Source organism: Gordonia sp. NPDC003422 (genome assembly GCF_053588675.1).
In genome coordinates this window covers 48,786-65,499 of the sequence record NZ_JBSFQL010000013.1, presented here as the reverse complement: position 1 = coordinate 65,499, position 16,714 = coordinate 48,786, and the positions used below count along the sequence as shown (strand labels likewise).

Sequence of the window (16,714 nt, the reverse complement as noted above, 5' to 3'; positions counted from 1 at the left end):
GTGACGCCATGGCCGGTCTGGGACGTGTGCGACAGAACGAGATCTACACCGCCGGAATCCACCGCCGAAAGCCGCGCGTACCCACCGACTTCGCCGAACTCGAGCGTCGTGCCCGTCGGGCCATGTCCGACCGGGCGTGGGCCTACATCGCCGGCGGCGCCGGTGAAGGACGCACGATGGACGCCAACCGGGCGGCACTCGAGAAGTGGGCGATCGTGCCGCGCGTCCTGCGCGACGTCTCCGAACGAACGTTGGAGATCGAGTTGTTCGGGCAGAAGCTGCCCGCGCCCGTCCTCTTCGCGCCGGTGGGTGCCGGGTCACTGGCCGCGCCCGACGCGGATGTGCACATCGGTCACGCAGCCGCGGAAATCGGTGTGCCCTATATCTTTTCGAACCAGGGCAGTGCGTCGATGGAGCGGGTGGCGCGCCAGATGGAGGCCGTCGCGCCAGGCGCCCCGCGGTGGTTCCAGCTCTACTGGTCCACCGACGACGACCTCGTCGACAGTCTGCTGTCGAGGGCCGAGGCGATGGGCGCGGCAGCCGTCGTCGTAACACTGGACACCACGATGCTCGGCTGGCGGCCACAGGACCTCAATCTGGGTTCGCTGCCCTTCGCGCGCGGTGAGGGCATCGCGCAATACACGTCCGATCCCCGGTTCGCCGAGATCGTCGCCGAACGGGTCGCGTCCACCGATGATGCCGAACGCCCCGAGGTGAGCCTGGGAGCCATCGCGACATTGTTCTCCATCGCCCGCAACACTCCAGGAAAGCTGCTGGCAAATCTTCGCGCTCCGGAGCCGAGGGTCGGGGTGCAGACCTTCCTCGACATCTATTCACGGCCGTCGCTGAACTGGGCCGACGTCGAGGGACTGCGCGACCGCACGTCGCTGCCGATCCTGCTGAAGGGTGTTCTGCATCCCGACGACGCCCGACGCGCCGTCGACGTCGGGGTCGACGGGATCGTCGTGTCGAACCATGGTGGGCGGCAGGTCGACGGTGCGATCAGCTCCATCGATGCGCTCGACGCGATCGCCCCGGTGGTCGACGGTCGGATCAAGGTGCTGATCGACTCGGGAATCTATACGGGCGCAGACGTATTCAAAGCACTCGCGTTGGGTGCCGATGCCGCGTGCATCGGTCGTCCGCACATGTACGGGCTGGCGATCGCCGGAGCCGACGGGGCTCGCGACGTGGTCGCCGACATCATCGCCGAACTCGATCTCACGCTCGGACTTTCCGGCCACACGAGCGTCGCCGACCTTGATCGGGACGCGTTGCGTCGGTTGTAGCTACCCGCGAATCAGACCAGCGGACGACCCGTGCGGATTCGCCAGCGGACGTCGGCGAGCAGGATGTTGTAGGGGAATGCGCGCAGGCGGCGCGGTGCGCGGGTGATGATCGCGCGGACCACCGCGTTGTGGGCGTTGAAGATCAGCTTCTGCCACGGCGCCATCCGCACACCCATCTTGTCGCGGAACTCGACGGGCAGGAAGCCGAGGGTCATGATCTCGGTCCACCAGCCGAACAGGCCGGAGACCACCGGGCCGGCGAACTCGGCGCGCGCGATCGAGAGCAGAAGGTCGCGGATCGTCTCGTCGATCTCCAGTTCGGCGACCGTGGTCTGCCAGTACTCCTCGAAGTCGGCGCGGGTGGCCGGCCACATCTCGCGGGGCACCTGCAGCGTCGTGCCCATGACGGCGCCGGCCTGATACTCGGCGTCGGTGACCTCGGTGCGGCCGCCGTAGATGCGCAGGACGTCCTCGGTGCCCTTGTACAGGCAGGCGGCGACCCAGAGCTGCAGCTTCGGGTCGAAGGCGTTGTACTTCACCGGGCTGTCGGGGGTGGAGCGCACCTTCGCGTGCGCCTTGCCGACGGCCTTGCGGTAGGCCTTGCGGTCCTCCGGGCTGCCCATGGCCGCCACCGCGAGGTAGCTGAGGGTGGTGCGGGTGCGCTTGACGGGGTGCTTGAACAGGTTGCCGCTGTCGACCTTGGACTCGGCGACGCCGTACCCGACCGCCGGCACGGCGAGCTGCATGATGACGTTGGCCGGGCCGGCCAGGACGCCCGCACCGATCATGTCGAGTTCGGTGGGGAGTGCATCGAGCTCGGCGCGGCTCATCCGCGCGGCCGGCGGAATGTACTCGGTGTCGGGCTTCTCGGCGGCGAAAGCATCGGGAATCGCGTCTGCACTGGTGGGCAGGATGGTCATCGGCGCACTCGTGTCGTCCAGCGACAGTGCGGCGTTTCCGCTGCTGATGGGCTGCGTTGTCATGAGGTACCCCCTTGAGACGAAATTCTGAAAACGTCTGTTTCCTGTTTATTACAACGCCTAAGTTACTGGCGTGTCAATATGGACTTATGGCCTATAAATCCTCTGCATCGTCGAGCCGGGCGGCCAGTGGCGCGGAGCAGGGCGGCACTCTTCGTGCGTATGGCGGCGAAGGCGGTGACACCCGGGTCGCTCGGCGTCGTTCCGCATTGGTCGACGCATGCCTCGACCTGCTCGGCGACGACGAACCTTCGCCGGTCACCGTGCGTGGCGTCTGTCGGCGTGCGGGCCTCACCGCTCGCTATTTCTACGAGAGCTTCGAATCGGTCGACGAGTTGGTCGCCGTGCTCTACGACGAGGTCATCGCCGACATCGCCGACGCGGGTTTGCGGGCGTTCGAGGATGGCGCCGACGTGGTGTCCAAGGTGCGCGGTGGCGTTGCTGCGATGGTCGACATCATCGACGCCGATCGTCGTAAAGGCCGGCTGATGTTCTCGCAATCACTGCTGAGTCCGGTGATCGCCGCCAAGCGGATGGAATCGACGGCGCTGTTTGCCGGTCTCACGCTGCAGAGCGCGTCAGGCGTCATCGACCTCGACAGCGTGCTCGGTCCGGGTGCCGCGTTCGGGGTGGCGCATTACCAGGTCGGCGGGCTGAGTCGACTGCTCGCGGCCTGGGTCGAGGGTGACGTGGGCATGACCCGTGACGAGATCGTCAAGTTGAGCGTCGCACTGCTGCTCTCACCCGCCGAGCTGTTCGGCGCGGGCGATCTGATCCATCCTCCGGTGAATGGCGGTGGCACCACGCCCAGCGCGTGAGGCTATGTTGGTAGCCATGACAGGCCGGGCCGGGGAGGCGGACGTGCAGCAAGCGGAGCCCGAGTCTTCGCTCGCATCGGTGTCTCCGGGAGAAGCCGGTGCGACCGGTCACTGGCGTGACTACGGCGAGGCCGAGCTACCGGTTCCGTTGGCAGCGGCGCTGGCCGCATTCGCCGAGCACGGCTATCACGGGACGTCGGTACGTGAGATCGCCGCGCGGGCCAACCTGTCGGTGCCCGGCCTCTATCACCACTACCCGTCCAAGCAGTCGTTGCTGCAGGGCCTGCTCGAGCGGACGATGACCGATCTGTTGGCGCGGTCCGAACTCGCCATCGCCGAGGCCGGACCCGAGCCCGTCAAGCAGTTCGACGCGGTGGTCGAATCGCTCTTGCGGTTCCACATGTACCGACGTGAGCAGGCCTTCGTCGGGTCGACCGAGATCCGCAGCCTCGACGACAGCTATCGCGACACCTACATCGGGCATCGGGACCGGCAGCAGCGGATGGTCGACGAGATCGTCTTCGCCGGTGTCGCCGCGGGCGATTTCGCGACGAAGTACCCCAAAGACGCCAGTCGTGCCGTGACCACCATGTGTGTCGGGGTGTCGACATGGTTCAAGCTCGACGGCGATCTGGGCGCCGACGAACTGATCGCCCGCAACCTGGAACTCGCCCGCCAAACGGTCGGGTATCACGCGCCTGCCGATTCCTGAAGCTTCTCCGCACTTGACCCGGACCGCCTGGGCTGGCATCGTATGGCATGCCGAACGATCGCTCGGTCGGCATGCTGTCACTGAATGCGCGAGGAGAGACGATGCCCATAGACCTGCGTCACGATTCCGAGATCGACGATCTCGTCGAGAAGACCCGACGCTTTGTCCGTGAGTACGTCCTGCCGATCGAGAACGAGGCGGCCGGCGACATCACCGCAGCGGGCGGCGACGACCTCCGTCGGGAGATGAACGCCAAGGCCAAGGCGGAAGGCATCTTCGCGCCGCACGCGCCGGTCGAGTTCGGTGGCCTCGGCCTCGACATGCGCGACCGCGCGCCCGTCTTCGAGGCGGCCGGCTACTCGACCTTCGGTCCGGTCGCGCTGCACATCGGCGCACCCGACGAAGGCAACGTGCACATGCTCGCGCACATCGCCAGCGAGGAGCAGCGGCAGAAGTACCTGGGGCCGCTGGCCACCGGCGAGGTCCGGTCGGCCTTCGCGATGACCGAACCGTCGCCGGGTGCCGGTGCCGACCCGAATGCGTTGCGCACCAAGGCAGTCAAGGTCGACGGTGGTTGGAAGATCAACGGTGAGAAGCGATTCATCACCGGTGCCGAGGGCGCAGGCTTCTACATCATCATGGCGCGCACCGCAGGCGAACCCGGCGACCGTGGCGGCGCCACCATGTTCTTGGCCCCCGGCAACACCGAGGGCATCACGGTCAAGCGCCACATCCACACCACCGACAAGTCGATGATCGGCGGGCACTGCGAGGTCGACTTCGTGGATGTCTTTGTGCCCGACGAGGACATCCTCGGTGAGGTCGACGAAGGCTATCGCTACGCGCAGGTGCGGCTGGGGCCGGCGCGCATGACCCACGTCATGCGCTGGCTCGGAGCGGCCACCCGCTGCCACGACGTCGCGCTCGACTACGTCGCGCAGCGTGAGGGATTCGGCGGCAAGCTCGGCGATCTCGGCATGATCCAGCAGATGGTCGCCGACAACGAGATCGACCTCGCCGCGACACGTGCGTTGCTGCTCAAGGCATGTCACGAACTCGATCTGGGCAACCACGCGTCGAACGAGACCTCGATCGCCAAGACCTTTGCCGCCGAGGCGTATTCGCGCATCGCGGATCGCAGCATCCAGATGTGCGGCGGGCTCGGCGTCTCCGAGGATCTGCCCCTGGCGCGGCTGCAGCAGGAGCTGCGTCCGTTCCGTATCTACGACGGTCCGTCCGAGGTGCACCGCTGGGCCATCGCCCGACGCGCGGTCGGGCGTGCACGCAAGGCTTTGCAGGCGGCCGCACAGTGACGGCCGTGGAGTCCGCGCTCGACGCGGATCGGTTGCGGCAGTTCCTGATCGACTCCGACGTCGCGGTGCAGGGTGAGCTGCAGGTCGACCTGATCTCCGGCGGGAAGTCGAATCTGACCTACGCGGTGACCGACGGGGTGTCGCGGTGGGTGGTGCGGAGGCCGCCGACCGGTGGGCTCACGCCGTCGGCTCATGACATGGGACGCGAGTGGGCGGTCACCTCGGCGTTGCAGGACACCGCGGTTCCGGTCGCGACAACGGTGGCCTTCGACTCGGATGGCTCCGCGATCGGTGCGCCGTGCACGATCGTCGGGTTCATCGACGGTCGCGTGGTGCGTACCGCGGCAGACCTCGAGGCGTACTCCGATGCCGACGTGGTCACCAACATCGATGCGCTGGTGCGCACGCTGGCCGACTTGCACGCCGTGGACTACCGCGCCGTGGGGCTCGGCGAGTTCGGCCGCCCAGCCGGATTCGCGGCCCGGCAGGTCAAGTTGTGGGCACGCCAGTGGGGACACGTGCACACCCGCGAGTTGCCCGACGTCGACAAGCTCGTCGCGGCATTGTCCGAACGGGTGCCGTCTGAGTCCCGGGAAACCGTGGTACACGGCGACTTTCGCGTGGACAACACGATCATCGCAGCCGACGATCCGGGACGCATCGAGGCCGTGGTGGACTGGGAGATGTCGACGCTGGGCGACCCCATCACCGACGTCGCCCTGATGTGCGTCTATCGCCAGCCCATCTTCGACACGGTGCTCGGATTCGAGGCGGCCTGGACCAGCGACCGCTACCCGTCGGCCGACGAGATCGCGCAGAAGTATGCGACTTTCGCCGGTGTGGACCTCGGTGACTGGGACTTCTATCTCGGCCTGGCGAACCTGAAGCTCGGCGTGATCGCCGAGGGCATCACCCACCGCGCTCTCGCCGGCGCATCGTCGGGCGACGGTGCGGAGAACGCCGCCGAGGCCACCGCGGAGTTCATCGCAGCGGGAATCAAACACGTCAGCACGTCGGCATAGAACGAAAGTCATAGGGGGACCAGGAAAATGGCTGATTCAGACCACAAGGTTGCGCTGGTCACCGGCGCGTCGCGCGGCATCGGCGCCGCCATCGCCGAGAGGTTTGCCGCCGACGGTTGGGATCTCACCATCAGCTCGCGCGGCCGGGAGGCCCTGGAGAAGCGGGCGGCAGAATTGCGCGAGCACGGTGCAGGTCGCATCGAGGTGATCCCGGCCGACATGACCGATCCGGAAGCCGTTGAGGCGCTCGCCACTTCGCATGCGGCAGCGTTCGGCCGATGCGATGCGCTGATCATCAACGCCGGGATGGGGCAGAAGGGTGCCGTCGCCGACCTGCCCGTGCGTCGCTTTGATCGTCTGTATCAGGTGAACGTGCGGGCGCCGTACATCTTGCTGCAGTCGCTGTTGCCGACGCTGCGAACCACCGCTGAAGCTGCCGGGGCGGCGAAAGTCATTGCCGTGGCGTCGATCACGGGCGTGTATCCGGAGCCGGAGCTGTCGGCGTACGGCGCCACCAAGGCCGCACTGATCTCCCTGTGTGAGACCTTCAATCTCGAGGAGTCCGAGCGCGGAGTGAGCGCCACGACGATCGCGCCCGGCTACGTCGACACCGACATGTCCGACTGGCTCAAGGACACCATCCCCGGCGATGAGATGATCACCGTCGGCGACGTCGCGACCATCGCCCACTCGGTCACGCAATTGTCCCGATATGCGGTGCTGCCCAACGTTGTTCTCACCCGGCCGGGAAGCAATCTGCATCGCGCCTGAACCGCGCCGCCACGTTCAGCGGAACGTCGACACCCCACCCTCGCGGTCGGCGAGGTGGCCGTGCTCGTTGAACGACACCAACGACACCCCGCTGCGACCGACGATCAGCTTGGTGATGGAGGCATTCACCATGGTGCGCGCCATCGCGGGCCAACGTTGCGCGGGGATGTCCCACAGTTGGGCGATCCACTGGGTGATCGAACCGGCCGACGACACGACCAGCACGGTCTGACCCGAACCGGCGAGTTCGGCAGCGCGAGCCGCGGCGTCGCTGATGCGACCGGAGAAATGCGCGTATGTCTCGTCCGGGCCGTCGGTCTCGTCGGCGGAAATCCAGTGTGCAAGGCCGGCGTCGAGCTGGCGCTGATAGCTCCGACCGTCACGGAACAGTTCGGCGCTCGCTGACCCCACCAGGGCGGGCAGCTCGTACTCGTTCCAGTCGGCGTCCACGGTGGGCGTTGGTGGGTTGTCGAAGGCCGCGAGCACACCGGCGAGCGTCTGCTGTTGCCGCGGGAGGTCTCCGCTGATGGCCGCGGTGATGGCCTCGACCTGACCGGCGAGCGCGGCGCCGGTGAGTTTGGCCTGCATGTCGCCGACGCGAGTAAGACCGCCGGGCCCGTTCGACACGTCAGTGCTCGCGTCGTCGATGCCGTATGCCAGCGCATTCGCCTGACCGTGCCGAACCAGATAGATCACACCCATACCTGCACCCTATGCGGCGCCGATGAATTCTCGGTGCCGGGCGGGTCTGCCCTTGTGGGGCGCCCCGAACCCGGACTTCCCATCGCGCTCCGCCCAGGAGACCCGCTGTGCCACCGATGATGTTCGTGAACCTTCCCGTCGCCGACCCGGCGCGGTCAAGGATCTTCTTCGAGAAGCTGGGGTTCCGGTTCGACGCGGTGTTCTGCGACCAGGGCACTCTGTGCATGATCGTCAACGACGCGACCATGGTGATGCTGCACGAGCGGGGTCGGTTCGCCGGCTATGCCGCCGGGCGGGTGGCCGATCCGACGACCGGTCGCGAGGCGCTGCTGGCGATCTCCGCCGATTCACGCAGCGAGGTCGACCGGTTCGCCGACGCCGCCCTCGCCGGTGGAGGATCGTTCTTGCGCGACGCCGACGACCTCGGCTTCATGTACTGCCGCAGCTTCTGCGATCCCGACGGTCACGCCTGGGAAATCGTGTTCATGGATCCGGCGTCGATCCCGCAGAACCCGGATTCGTAGCAATAGTGCGTGCCCAGCACACACTATTGCTACGAAATCAGTGCCAGGGGCTGGGCGCGGTCCGGGCCGGTGCGTCGTACGGTGCGGCCGGGAGGCCGAACCGCGCGAAGTCCTCTTCCATCGTGTCGCTGAAGAAGGCCACGACGTAGGAGACCTTCCCCGACTCGTCCAACTCGAGTACATGCAACTGGAAGGGGCGGTGGACGCCGTCCGGTTCGCGCATGTACAGCCCGAATGCGGGTTGGCTGTTGGCGACGGTCGGCAGCAGGATCTGATCGCCGGGCCCCTCGGCGGGACAGTTGCCGCGGATGAGGATGCCGATCGCCTCTGGGCCCTGGTACCAACCGGTGAACGGGGGCATCTCCCAGATCGCCTTGTCGGTGAACAGGTCGACGATGGCGTCGACGTCGTAGCGCTCGAATGCCGACACGTACTTCGCCAGCAGTTCACGCTTGGCGTCGTCGTCGAGCGTCCCGGGCGATTCCTGCACCGGCCGAGCGTTCTTCAGCTGTTCGCGGGCGCGTTGCAGCAGGCTGTTGACGGTCGCGGTGGTGACCCCGATGGTGTCGGCGACCTCGGCCGCCTTCCACTGCAGCACGTCGCGCAGGATCAGCACGGCGCGTTGCCGTTCGGGCAGGTGCTGCAGCGCTGCGATGAACGCCAGCCGCACCGATTCGCGGGCCCCGACCACGTACGCGGGATCGGCGTCGTCTCCGGGTGAGATGTCGTCGACGGTGCCCGCGAACGGCTCCAGCCACGGGACCTCGTGATCCTGGAGGAGGTCGTCGGCGGGGTCGAACGCGTCACCACCGAGACCGGACGGGAGCGGACGACGCTGCTTGCTGCCGAGCGCGGTGAGGCAGGTGTTGGTGGCGATCTTGTGCAGCCACGTACGCACCGACGATCGATGGTCGAACTTCGGATATCCCCGCCAGGCGCGCAGGTAGGTCTCCTGGGTGAGGTCTTCGGCGTCGTGGTGCGACCCCATCATCCGGTAGCAGTGCGCGATGATCTCACGCCGGAAGGGCTCGGTGACCTGCAGGAATTCGGCGTCGGAATCGGTGGTGGACGCGGTTGTGGTCATGCTCACAATCTACTCGCTGGTACCGACAACCTCGACCGCTCGCCGACGATCGTCGTGGCTTCGCCGAGGTCGATGCCGAGGTCGACGCATCACGCAGCCCCCGATTTGGGATCATCATGAACCTAACCGGCGTCACGGGCCCCGGATCGACCTATTCTCGCCGGTGAACGAGTGTGCGCTCTCTCCGAAAACCGGCTCGGACCTGCACCGGGTGCTTGCCAGATGTCTCGGGCCGTTGCTAGCTTGATCGCCATGACGAACGCCCGCAGCAGCCTCTTGGCGGTCACCTATGTGACGACCGCTCTCGGCTGTCGGCTGCCGTTCGCCCGTGTGCTCTGTTGTTGTCGAATGCGCTGATTCCCGACCCCTTCTCCCGGGTCGACTGTCTCGAACTCCTTTCAGCCCCCGCCCGTCCGTCGTGGACGTGGCGCTTTCGACGAGGACACTCAATGACCACCACGCTCGGCCCCCAAACTGCGACCTCCGCCACCCCGACCGTCCGCACCACCCCGCTTCCGACGCGTCGCGGTGCCAGTCCCACCCGCCAGCCCGTACCGTTGGCCTACGGTTCACGTTCGCTGGAACGGCAGCGCCTCGCCGACACGCGTCGTCGTGAACAGGCACAGCGACCGCGGCCCACGCAGCGGCCACGGGCGGCGAAGGGAGATGCGGGAGTGCATGTCGCGACGCCGCATCTGGAGCTGTCCACCAAGCCGGCCGCACTGGTGCTGCGGGCCGCACGCCTGTCGGGCCCGCTCTTCCGCGACGACGCAGCCGAACGGACCGGACTGTCGATCTCGACGGTGAACCGTCAGGTCGGCGCACTGTTGCGGGCCGGGCTCATTCGTGAGCGTGCCGACCTGGCGCCGGCCGGCGCCATCGGGCGTCCGCGCCTGCCGTTCGAGATCAACGTCACCGACTTCCTGACCGTCGGCATCCACATCGGCTACAAGGTCACCTCGATCACCACGCACGATCTGCTGCACCGCGTCGTCGGCGCCATCCAGATCCCCACCCCGGTGGCCGAATCGCCGGAGGCCACGCTAGCCGCCATCGGGGCAAGCGCCCGCCGGTTCTCGGCGCGCTGGACCGGTCGTCGGGTGCTGTGGGCCGGTGTGGCCATCGGTGGTCGCGTGGGGACCGGAGGCGTCGTCGACCATCCGCGGCTCGGTTGGCAGGCCGCACCCGTGGGTCGGGTCATCGCCGAAAGCCTCGGCCTGCCGGTGTCGGTGGCTTCCCATGTCGAGGCCATGGCTGCCGCCGAACTCGTGGTCAATCCCGACGATGCGAAGTCGGCCGAGGAGAAGTCGAGCTTTCTGTACTTCTATGCGCGCGAGATGGTCGGCGTGGCGTTCAGTGTTGGCGGAACGGTGCACACCCCGACCGCGGGCCCGCCGGTCATCGGTCACTTCCCGACCGGCACCACCGAGCACTTGGACCCGGCGCGTACCGGGGAACTCGAAGCGACGGTCAGCGACACCGGCATCGTCGAGGCCGCGCAGGCCGCTGGTCTGCCGGTGACGGAGATCGAGGACGTGCACGTCCTGGCGCGCGACGGTGACGTGATTGCGCGCGAGATCCTCGAAGAACGTGCTCGCGTGCTGGGCCGCACCATCGGCCTGGTCGCCGACATCTTCAACCCCGACCACATCATCCTGGGTGGTCAGGCGTTCACCGATTATCCGGCGACCCTCCCGGTGGTGGCCAAGGCGGTGCGCGAGACCTCGGTATCCCCGAGACGCGATGTGCGCGTGTCACATTCGGGTGCGACCGTGCAGCAGCAGGCTGCCGGCGCGGTGTCGCTCGACGCGATCTACAACGATCCGCTGGAGGCCGTGAACCTCACGGCGTAGACCTTGGTGACGCGAAGAGTCCCTCCCGCTGGCTGAGGTGCGAGCCTGCGAGCCTCGAAGCCCCTGGCGCGATGACATTGTCGTCTCACCTGGCCTTCGAGGCTCGTCGCTAGCGCTCCTCGCTCCTCAGGCAGCGGTAGGAGGCTCGTCGCTTGCGGTCCTCGCACCTCAGGGAGTGGGAGGGCCGGGTGCGCGAGGCTCAGCTCAATCCGAGGTGCGCTTGTAGTAGGCGCGCAGTGCGAACGGGGCGAAGATGACGGTCAGCGCCACCGACCAGATCAGCGTCGCGGCCACCGGGTGCTGCATCGGCCACGCAGCTTCGGGGCCGTAGGCGGGCCCGTTGCCCCACAGCACGCGCATGGCTTGCACGAGCGACGACATCGGGTTCCACTCGGCGATCGTCTGTAGCCAGTCGGGCATCGGGTCGGTGGGGACAAAGGCGTTGGACAGGAACGTGATCGGGAACAGCACCGAGAACATGAAGCCGTTGACCGCCTCCACCGAGCGCAGCCACGAGCCGATCAGGATGCCGAACCAGATCATCGCGAACCCGAACAGGATCAGCAGGGCGAAGGCGAGCACGGCGTCGACGAAGGAGCCGCGGATACGCCAGCCGATGGCGAGTCCGGTGATGGCCATCACCACGATGCCGATGGACGAATGCAACAGGCTCGCGATACTGCGACCGATCAGCACCGACGACCGGTGGATGGGCAACGACCGGAAGCGGTCGATGATGCCCTTCTCCAGGTCGGCGGTGATGCCGGTGGAGACGATGAAAGCGGTGAACACGATGGTCTGCCCCATGATGCCGGGCAGCAGGAATTCCTTGTACGACGCGCTCTCGGTCTGGATCGAGGCGCCGAACACGTAGGCGAACAGCAGCACGAACATGATCGGCTGGATCGTCACGTCGGACAGCATCTCGGGCATCCGCTTGGTGTGGATCATGTTGCGTTTCACCATGATCCAGGCCTGCTGAGCAATGTTGGTCTGATGGGTGGCCGGCATCTCCGTTACCGCCGACCCGGGTGTCACGGTGGTGGTCATCGGTCGTTCTCCTCGTCGGTGGAATCGGAGTTCTCGTCGGCGTCTTCGGCGCGGTGACCGGTGAGCGACAGGAAGACGTCGTCGAGGCTGGGGCGTGCGAGCCCGAGGTCGTCGACGGCGATGCCGCTTTCGTCGAACCAGGCGACCACGCGATTGAGGTCGGCGAGTCCGCTTGCGGCGGTGGTGAGTCGGCGGGCGCCCTCGTCGACGAAGACCTCCGCGCCGGTCTTGGCGAGCAGTGCCTGCGCCTGTGGGAGGTCGTCGGCGTTGGAGACGGTCAGCACCAGACTGGCCGCGCCCGCTTGTTGTTTGAGCTGCATCGGCGTGCCGTGCGCGATGATCTTGCCCTTGTCGATGACGACGATGTCGTCGGCGAGTTGATCGGCCTCTTCGAGATACTGAGTGGTCAGCAGTAGCGTGGTTCCCTGAGAGACCAAGCCGCGCAGCACGTCCCACAGCTCCGAGCGACTCCGTGGATCGAGGCCGGTGGTCGGTTCGTCGAGGAACAGCACCGGTGGTGCTGCGAGGAGGCTGACGGCCAGGTCGAGCCGGCGGCGCATACCGCCCGAATACGACTTGACCTGTTTGTTGGCCGCCTCGGTCAGCGAGAACTGTTCGAGCAGTTGATCGCCCCGACGAGCCAGATCGCGTCGGCCGATCCCGTAGAGCCCGCCGATCATGCGCAGATTCTCGCGGCCGGTGAGGATCTCGTCGACGGTAGCCGCCTGCCCGGTCAGACCCATGCTCCGGCGGACGGCGTCAGGTTCGGCGGCCACGTCGTGTCCGGCGACCCGGGCGGTGCCGCTGGTGGGTGGGGACAGCGTGGTCATCATCCGGACGGTGGTGGTCTTGCCTGCACCGTTGGGTCCGAGCAGGCCGAGCACGGATCCGCGGGGGACGGTGAAGGTCACGCCGTCGACGGCGGTGAAGTCGCCGAATCGCTTCACGAGGTCGATGGCTTCGATGGCGACGTCGGCGTCGGGGGCGGTGCGCGTTGTCATCGGTGCCGGGGCTGTGGGTGAGGTCATGTTTCTCCACGCTATCGAGGTGGTCGGACAATGGCGAAGGGTTTTTCCGCTCGCCTGCGACAGGCGAACACAGGGGCAGACCCACGCCGATCCGGAAACTCATCGGTGTGTGCTGCCACCTGCAAAAACGGACAAATCAGATGCACTGGTGTCGATGGTACGGGCGTGGTCTGACAGACCCGCGTCATTGTTCGGTGGGATGAGTCGCACCGTCGGGGAGCGGGCTTCGCGACCGTGCAATTCGTATGCGCGGACACTTCCAGCCTATTTCTCCGCAGATGCGGATATCATCTCCCCGTGGGTGCCATACGAGTACGCGATGCGTCGGTCCTCCTCGGCGTCAGCGACGACACCGTGCGCCGTTGGATCAGCGCGGGTGAGCTGTCGGCGATCGACGACGGCGGGGTGCAGGCCGTCGACGGGGTCGAACTGGCCGCCCTGGCACAGCGTCGCGCCGGAACGGCACCCGACGACGACTCCGGGGTGCTGCGGTCGGCGCGCAATCGCTTCACCGGACTCGTGACCGAAGCGGTCATCGACGGGGTGATGGCGCAGGTGACGATGCAGTGCGGGCCGTTCGAGGTCACGTCGCTGATGAGCGCCGACGCGGCGCGGGAACTGGGCCTGGAACCGGGCGTGGTGGCAACGGCGGTCGTCAAGGCGACGACCGTGATCGTGGAGAAGAAGCGGGAGAGCTGATGAGACGGATTCTGGCTGCGCTGTCGGTGGCGGGACTGTTGCTGGCGGTCGCCGGCTGTTCGTCGGACGACGACAGTTCGACGCCCGCGAGCGCCACCCCGACGACGCTGAACGTGTCGGCCGCGGCATCGCTCAAGAAGACGTTCACGGCCATCGCCGACGAGTTCCAGAAGCAGCACGCGGGGGTCACCGTCAAGTTGTCCTTCGACGGGTCGTCGACGCTGGTCAATCAGATCAAGCAGGGTGCGCCCGCCGACGTGTTCGCCAGTGCCGACGAGAAGAACATGGACAAGCTCGGCGATCAGGCCGTGGACCCCAAGATCTTCGCCACCAACACCCTCGTCATCGTTACCGCACCCGGAAACCCCAAGGGCATCAACTCGTTTGCCGATCTCAACAAGCCCGGCGTGACCACTGTGGTCTGCCAGTCCGCGCAGCCGTGCGGTAACGCCACCGACACCGTCGAGAAGAACACCGGCGTCACCGTTAATGCCGCCTCGGAGGAGCAGTCGGTGACCGCCGTGCTCACCAAGGTGACGACGGGTCAGGCCGATGCCGGAGTGGTGTACGTGACCGACGCCAAGGCCGCCGGTGACAAGGTCGCCACCGTCACCGACCCGGCGTTCGCCGCTGTGGTCAACAAGTACCCGATCGCAACCGTGCAGGGCGCTCCCGGTGATGCGCTCGGCAAGGAGTTCATCGAACTCGTGCTGGGACCGCAGGGGCAGCAGATCCTGGCGGACGCCGGATTCGGTAAACCTTGACCCGACTCCGCATCGGCAGCCGATCGGGAATGTCGGCACTGCCGCTGTGGGTGTTCGCTCTCGCCGCGCTCGGGGTCGCGCTGATCGTCGTACCGCCGTTGGCGCTGCTAGCACAGACGCCGTGGGAGACCTTTGTCGAGGATGTGACGTCGGAGTCCTCGCTTGACGCACTAAGACTTTCACTGATCACGGCGACGGCGAGCACAGTGATGTGCTTGCTACTCGGGGTGCCGATGGCGGTGATCTTCGCCCGCTACGACAACCTGTTCGTCCGCGTGCTGCGCTCACTTGTGCTGCTGCCCTTGGTGCTTCCGCCGGTGGTCGGCGGTCTGGCGCTGCTGTACACGTTCGGCCGACTCGGCGTCATCGGCAAGCATCTCCATGCTGCCGGTATCGACATCGCGTTCACCACCACTGCCGTGGTGCTCGCGCAGACCTTTGTCGCGCTGCCGTTCCTGGTGATCAGTGTGGAAGGTGCTGTGCGCGTTGTCGGTACGCGCTACGAGGAAGTCGCCGCAACGCTCGGTGCGGGCCCGACGCGGACGCTGTGGCGCGTCACCCTCCCACTGGTCGTTCCGTCCCTCGTGGCGGGTATGGTTCTGGCGTTCGCCCGGGCGCTCGGTGAGTTCGGCGCCACCATCACGTTCGCGGGCAACGCGCCCGGCGTCACCCAGACCGCGCCACTGGCCATCTATGTGGCATCGATCGACGATCCGAAAGCGGCGATCCCGTTGTCGCTCATCCTGGTTCTCCTCTCACTGATCGTCGTGGTCGGAGTACACAGCCGTCGTCGCCGAGGCGTGGTCGGGGCGCTGTGAACGAGACAGATCTTTCGGTGTCGATTGCCAACGAAATACCGAGCCTGCATCTCACGCACCGATTCCCGGCGGGACGCACCACGGCCGTTGTGGGACCCAACGGTGCGGGGAAGACCACCATGCTCCGGATGATCGCGGGCCTGCTCGTGGGCGATTCGGGGACTCGGATCACGCTCGGTGACAACGTGTTCCGCGATGGCCGCACCTCCCTTCCGCCGCATCGCCGCCCGGTGGCGCTGCTGTCGCAGGAGGCGCGGCTCTTTCCGCACCTGAGTGTCGCGTCGAACATCGCGTTCGCACCGTCGGCTCAGCGTCTGCCCCGCGCCGAGGTGCGGGACCGGGTGCGCCGCTGGATGGCGGCCACCGAGGTCACCGACCTCGCCGACCGCAAACCCGATCAACTCTCCGGCGGTCAGGCGCAACGCGTCGCCATTGCGCGGGCGTTCGCTGCCGAACCGCGAATCCTACTGCTGGACGAGCCATTCCGAGCGCTCGACGTCGACGTCGCCAGTCGCCTGCGCGGCCTTCTGCGGACGCTGTTGGCAGATCACGAACGCACCACCATCATGGTCACCCACGATGTGCTCGACGCCGTGGGCCTGGCCGACGAGATCGTGGTGCTCGACGGGGGACGACTCGTCGAATCCGGTTCCACAAGAGCGGTTCTCGCCGGACCGACGAGCCGGTTCGCCGCGTCGCTGTCGGGACTGAACCTTTTTCTCGGCACGATGGACACGTCCGGCGGGGTGATGGACGCCGACGGCAACCGTGTCGTGGGTATGGCCGCCGAGACGCTTGACCCCGGTACGGCGGCCGCAGCCGCTTTCTCGCCGCGGGCGGTCGCGGTGTATCTGCAAGCGCCACAAGGGAGCCCACGTACCACGCTGCGTGGCGTCATCCGAGAACTCGAGCCCCGCGGTGACCACGCACTTCTGAACGCCGACGTCGAAGACCAGACGGTTGCGGCCGAGGTGACCTGGGCGGCGGTGGCCGATCTGGGACTCGAGATCGGGCTCGACGTCGACCTGGTGGTGAAAGCGAACGAGGTGAAGATCTACGGTGCCGCGTCTCCGGTCTCCTCTGACCACTGAGATCTCGGATCGTCGGAGTCGTCGAGTGTCACCGGTATGGCTTGTTCGGCGATATCGGCCTCATCGGCTTCGAGGCCCAGCACCTCGACTGGTTGCTGGACGGCGTCGTGATCATCGGGATCGACGGGCAGGGATTGTTCCACCGCATCCGCCTCGTCGGCATTCATCGAGACGCGTGGTTGGTCGGTTGTCATTC

General features: G+C 66.7%; 18 protein-coding genes. 12 read left to right on the top strand and 6 right to left on the bottom strand.

The window, feature by feature from the left end; translation table 11 throughout:
• Nucleotides 1–8 precede the first annotated feature (8 nt).
• Nucleotides 9–1,289: an alpha-hydroxy-acid oxidizing protein gene (locus tag ACWDTF_RS12845; RefSeq protein ID WP_355277075.1), complete on the top strand. Its 1,281-nt coding sequence runs from the start codon at nucleotides 9–11 to the stop codon at nucleotides 1,287–1,289.
• Nucleotides 1,290–1,300: 11 nt separating this feature from the next.
• Here the strand turns inward: ACWDTF_RS12845 and ACWDTF_RS12840 are convergent, their stop codons facing one another.
• Nucleotides 1,301–2,272: an oxygenase MpaB family protein gene (locus ACWDTF_RS12840; protein WP_240854996.1), complete on the bottom strand. Its 972-nt coding sequence runs from the start codon at nucleotides 2,270–2,272 to the stop codon at nucleotides 1,301–1,303.
• Nucleotides 2,273–2,358: 86 nt separating this feature from the next.
• Here ACWDTF_RS12840 and ACWDTF_RS12835 point away from each other — a divergent pair, with 86 nt between their 5' ends.
• From ACWDTF_RS12835 to ACWDTF_RS12815, 5 genes are all read left to right on the top strand, one after another.
• Nucleotides 2,359–3,087 carry a TetR/AcrR family transcriptional regulator gene (locus ACWDTF_RS12835; protein ID WP_449754462.1) on the top strand — a complete coding sequence of 243 codons (729 nt, stop codon included), beginning with the start codon at nucleotides 2,359–2,361 and terminating at the stop codon, nucleotides 3,085–3,087.
• Between the two features lie 16 nt (nucleotides 3,088–3,103).
• The gene (locus ACWDTF_RS12830) at nucleotides 3,104–3,799 is read left to right on the top strand and encodes a TetR/AcrR family transcriptional regulator (protein ID WP_374245723.1); all 696 of its coding nucleotides are present in this window, start codon (nucleotides 3,104–3,106) and stop codon (nucleotides 3,797–3,799) included.
• Nucleotides 3,800–3,900: 101 nt separating this feature from the next.
• Nucleotides 3,901–5,112: an acyl-CoA dehydrogenase family protein gene (locus ACWDTF_RS12825; RefSeq protein WP_240854990.1), complete on the top strand. Its 1,212-nt coding sequence runs from the start codon at nucleotides 3,901–3,903 to the stop codon at nucleotides 5,110–5,112.
• Nucleotides 5,109–6,134: a phosphotransferase family protein gene (locus ACWDTF_RS12820; RefSeq protein WP_240854986.1), complete on the top strand. Its 1,026-nt coding sequence runs from the start codon at nucleotides 5,109–5,111 to the stop codon at nucleotides 6,132–6,134. Before ACWDTF_RS12825 ends, ACWDTF_RS12820 begins: the two co-directional genes overlap by 4 nt.
• A gap of 27 nt (nucleotides 6,135–6,161) precedes the next feature.
• Nucleotides 6,162–6,905: an SDR family NAD(P)-dependent oxidoreductase gene (locus tag ACWDTF_RS12815; RefSeq protein ID WP_355277068.1), complete on the top strand. Its 744-nt coding sequence runs from the start codon at nucleotides 6,162–6,164 to the stop codon at nucleotides 6,903–6,905.
• Nucleotides 6,906–6,920: 15 nt separating this feature from the next.
• Here ACWDTF_RS12815 and ACWDTF_RS12810 read toward each other — a convergent pair whose 3' ends face one another.
• Nucleotides 6,921–7,607 carry a histidine phosphatase family protein gene (locus ACWDTF_RS12810; RefSeq protein ID WP_433256833.1) on the bottom strand — a complete coding sequence of 229 codons (687 nt, stop codon included), beginning with the start codon at nucleotides 7,605–7,607 and terminating at the stop codon, nucleotides 6,921–6,923.
• Nucleotides 7,608–7,714: 107 nt separating this feature from the next.
• Between ACWDTF_RS12810 and ACWDTF_RS12805 the strand changes: the two genes are divergently transcribed.
• Nucleotides 7,715–8,131, top strand: coding sequence for a VOC family protein (locus ACWDTF_RS12805; protein ID WP_240854981.1), 417 nt, complete (start codon nucleotides 7,715–7,717; stop codon nucleotides 8,129–8,131).
• A gap of 37 nt (nucleotides 8,132–8,168) precedes the next feature.
• Here ACWDTF_RS12805 and ACWDTF_RS12800 read toward each other — a convergent pair whose 3' ends face one another.
• On the bottom strand, nucleotides 8,169–9,215 hold the full coding sequence (locus ACWDTF_RS12800) for a sigma-70 family RNA polymerase sigma factor (protein ID WP_240854977.1): 1,047 nt from the start codon (nucleotides 9,213–9,215) through the stop codon (nucleotides 8,169–8,171).
• Between the two features lie 674 nt (nucleotides 9,216–9,889).
• On the opposite strand from ACWDTF_RS12800, the gene ACWDTF_RS12795 reads away from it, so the two are divergent.
• A complete protein-coding gene (locus ACWDTF_RS12795) occupies nucleotides 9,890–11,068 on the top strand; it encodes an ROK family protein (protein WP_433259665.1) in 1,179 nt (392 codons plus the stop codon).
• Nucleotides 11,069–11,272: 204 nt separating this feature from the next.
• On the opposite strand, the gene ACWDTF_RS12790 is transcribed toward ACWDTF_RS12795, so the two are convergent.
• Together ACWDTF_RS12790 and ACWDTF_RS12785 are read right to left on the bottom strand one after the other, a co-directional pair.
• Complete coding sequence (locus tag ACWDTF_RS12790) at nucleotides 11,273–12,118, bottom strand: ABC transporter permease (RefSeq protein WP_276614449.1); 846 nt, start codon at nucleotides 12,116–12,118, stop codon at nucleotides 11,273–11,275.
• Entirely contained in the window at nucleotides 12,115–13,146 is a 1,032-nt protein-coding gene (locus ACWDTF_RS12785; RefSeq protein ID WP_449754461.1) for an ATP-binding cassette domain-containing protein, read from the bottom strand. Before ACWDTF_RS12785 ends, ACWDTF_RS12790 begins: the two co-directional genes overlap by 4 nt.
• Nucleotides 13,147–13,443: 297 nt before the next feature.
• Here ACWDTF_RS12785 and ACWDTF_RS12780 point away from each other — a divergent pair, with 297 nt between their 5' ends.
• From ACWDTF_RS12780 to ACWDTF_RS12765, 4 genes are read left to right on the top strand one after another with little or no spacing between them, the layout of a single operon-like run.
• The gene (locus ACWDTF_RS12780; RefSeq protein WP_240854974.1) at nucleotides 13,444–13,845 is read left to right on the top strand and encodes a TOBE domain-containing protein; all 402 of its coding nucleotides are present in this window, start codon (nucleotides 13,444–13,446) and stop codon (nucleotides 13,843–13,845) included.
• Nucleotides 13,845–14,609, top strand: coding sequence for a molybdate ABC transporter substrate-binding protein (gene modA, locus ACWDTF_RS12775; RefSeq protein WP_240854973.1), 765 nt, complete (start codon nucleotides 13,845–13,847; stop codon nucleotides 14,607–14,609). Before ACWDTF_RS12780 ends, modA begins: the two co-directional genes overlap by 1 nt.
• Before the next feature lie 29 nt (nucleotides 14,610–14,638).
• The gene (locus ACWDTF_RS12770; protein WP_355277058.1) at nucleotides 14,639–15,427 is read left to right on the top strand and encodes an ABC transporter permease; all 789 of its coding nucleotides are present in this window, start codon (nucleotides 14,639–14,641) and stop codon (nucleotides 15,425–15,427) included.
• Nucleotides 15,424–16,518 carry a sulfate/molybdate ABC transporter ATP-binding protein gene (locus ACWDTF_RS12765; protein WP_449754460.1) on the top strand — a complete coding sequence of 365 codons (1,095 nt, stop codon included), beginning with the start codon at nucleotides 15,424–15,426 and terminating at the stop codon, nucleotides 16,516–16,518. Before ACWDTF_RS12770 ends, ACWDTF_RS12765 begins: the two co-directional genes overlap by 4 nt.
• On the opposite strand, the gene ACWDTF_RS12760 is transcribed toward ACWDTF_RS12765, so the two are convergent.
• A complete protein-coding gene (locus ACWDTF_RS12760) occupies nucleotides 16,482–16,712 on the bottom strand; it encodes a hypothetical protein (RefSeq protein ID WP_240854960.1) in 231 nt (76 codons plus the stop codon). The genes ACWDTF_RS12765 and ACWDTF_RS12760 overlap by 37 nt on opposite strands.
• Between the last annotated feature and the right edge of the window lie 2 nt (nucleotides 16,713–16,714).

Coding starts and splice junctions, on each gene's coding strand:
- ACWDTF_RS12845 (WP_355277075.1), top strand. CDS start 9: ATGGCCGGTCTGGGACGTGTGCGACAGAACGAGATCTACACCGCCGGA.
- ACWDTF_RS12840 (WP_240854996.1), bottom strand. CDS start 2,272: ATGACAACGCAGCCCATCAGCAGCGGAAACGCCGCACTGTCGCTGGAC.
- ACWDTF_RS12835 (WP_449754462.1), top strand. CDS start 2,359: ATGGCCTATAAATCCTCTGCATCGTCGAGCCGGGCGGCCAGTGGCGCG.
- ACWDTF_RS12830 (WP_374245723.1), top strand. CDS start 3,104: ATGACAGGCCGGGCCGGGGAGGCGGACGTGCAGCAAGCGGAGCCCGAG.
- ACWDTF_RS12825 (WP_240854990.1), top strand. CDS start 3,901: ATGCCCATAGACCTGCGTCACGATTCCGAGATCGACGATCTCGTCGAG.
- ACWDTF_RS12815 (WP_355277068.1), top strand. CDS start 6,162: ATGGCTGATTCAGACCACAAGGTTGCGCTGGTCACCGGCGCGTCGCGC.
- ACWDTF_RS12810 (WP_433256833.1), bottom strand. CDS start 7,607: ATGGGTGTGATCTATCTGGTTCGGCACGGTCAGGCGAATGCGCTGGCA.
- ACWDTF_RS12800 (WP_240854977.1), bottom strand. CDS start 9,215: ATGACCACAACCGCGTCCACCACCGATTCCGACGCCGAATTCCTGCAG.
- ACWDTF_RS12790 (WP_276614449.1), bottom strand. CDS start 12,118: ATGACCACCACCGTGACACCCGGGTCGGCGGTAACGGAGATGCCGGCC.
- ACWDTF_RS12785 (WP_449754461.1), bottom strand. CDS start 13,146: ATGACCTCACCCACAGCCCCGGCACCGATGACAACGCGCACCGCCCCC.
- modA (WP_240854973.1), top strand. CDS start 13,845: ATGAGACGGATTCTGGCTGCGCTGTCGGTGGCGGGACTGTTGCTGGCG.
- ACWDTF_RS12770 (WP_355277058.1), top strand. CDS start 14,639: ATGTCGGCACTGCCGCTGTGGGTGTTCGCTCTCGCCGCGCTCGGGGTC.
- ACWDTF_RS12760 (WP_240854960.1), bottom strand. CDS start 16,712: ATGACAACCGACCAACCACGCGTCTCGATGAATGCCGACGAGGCGGAT.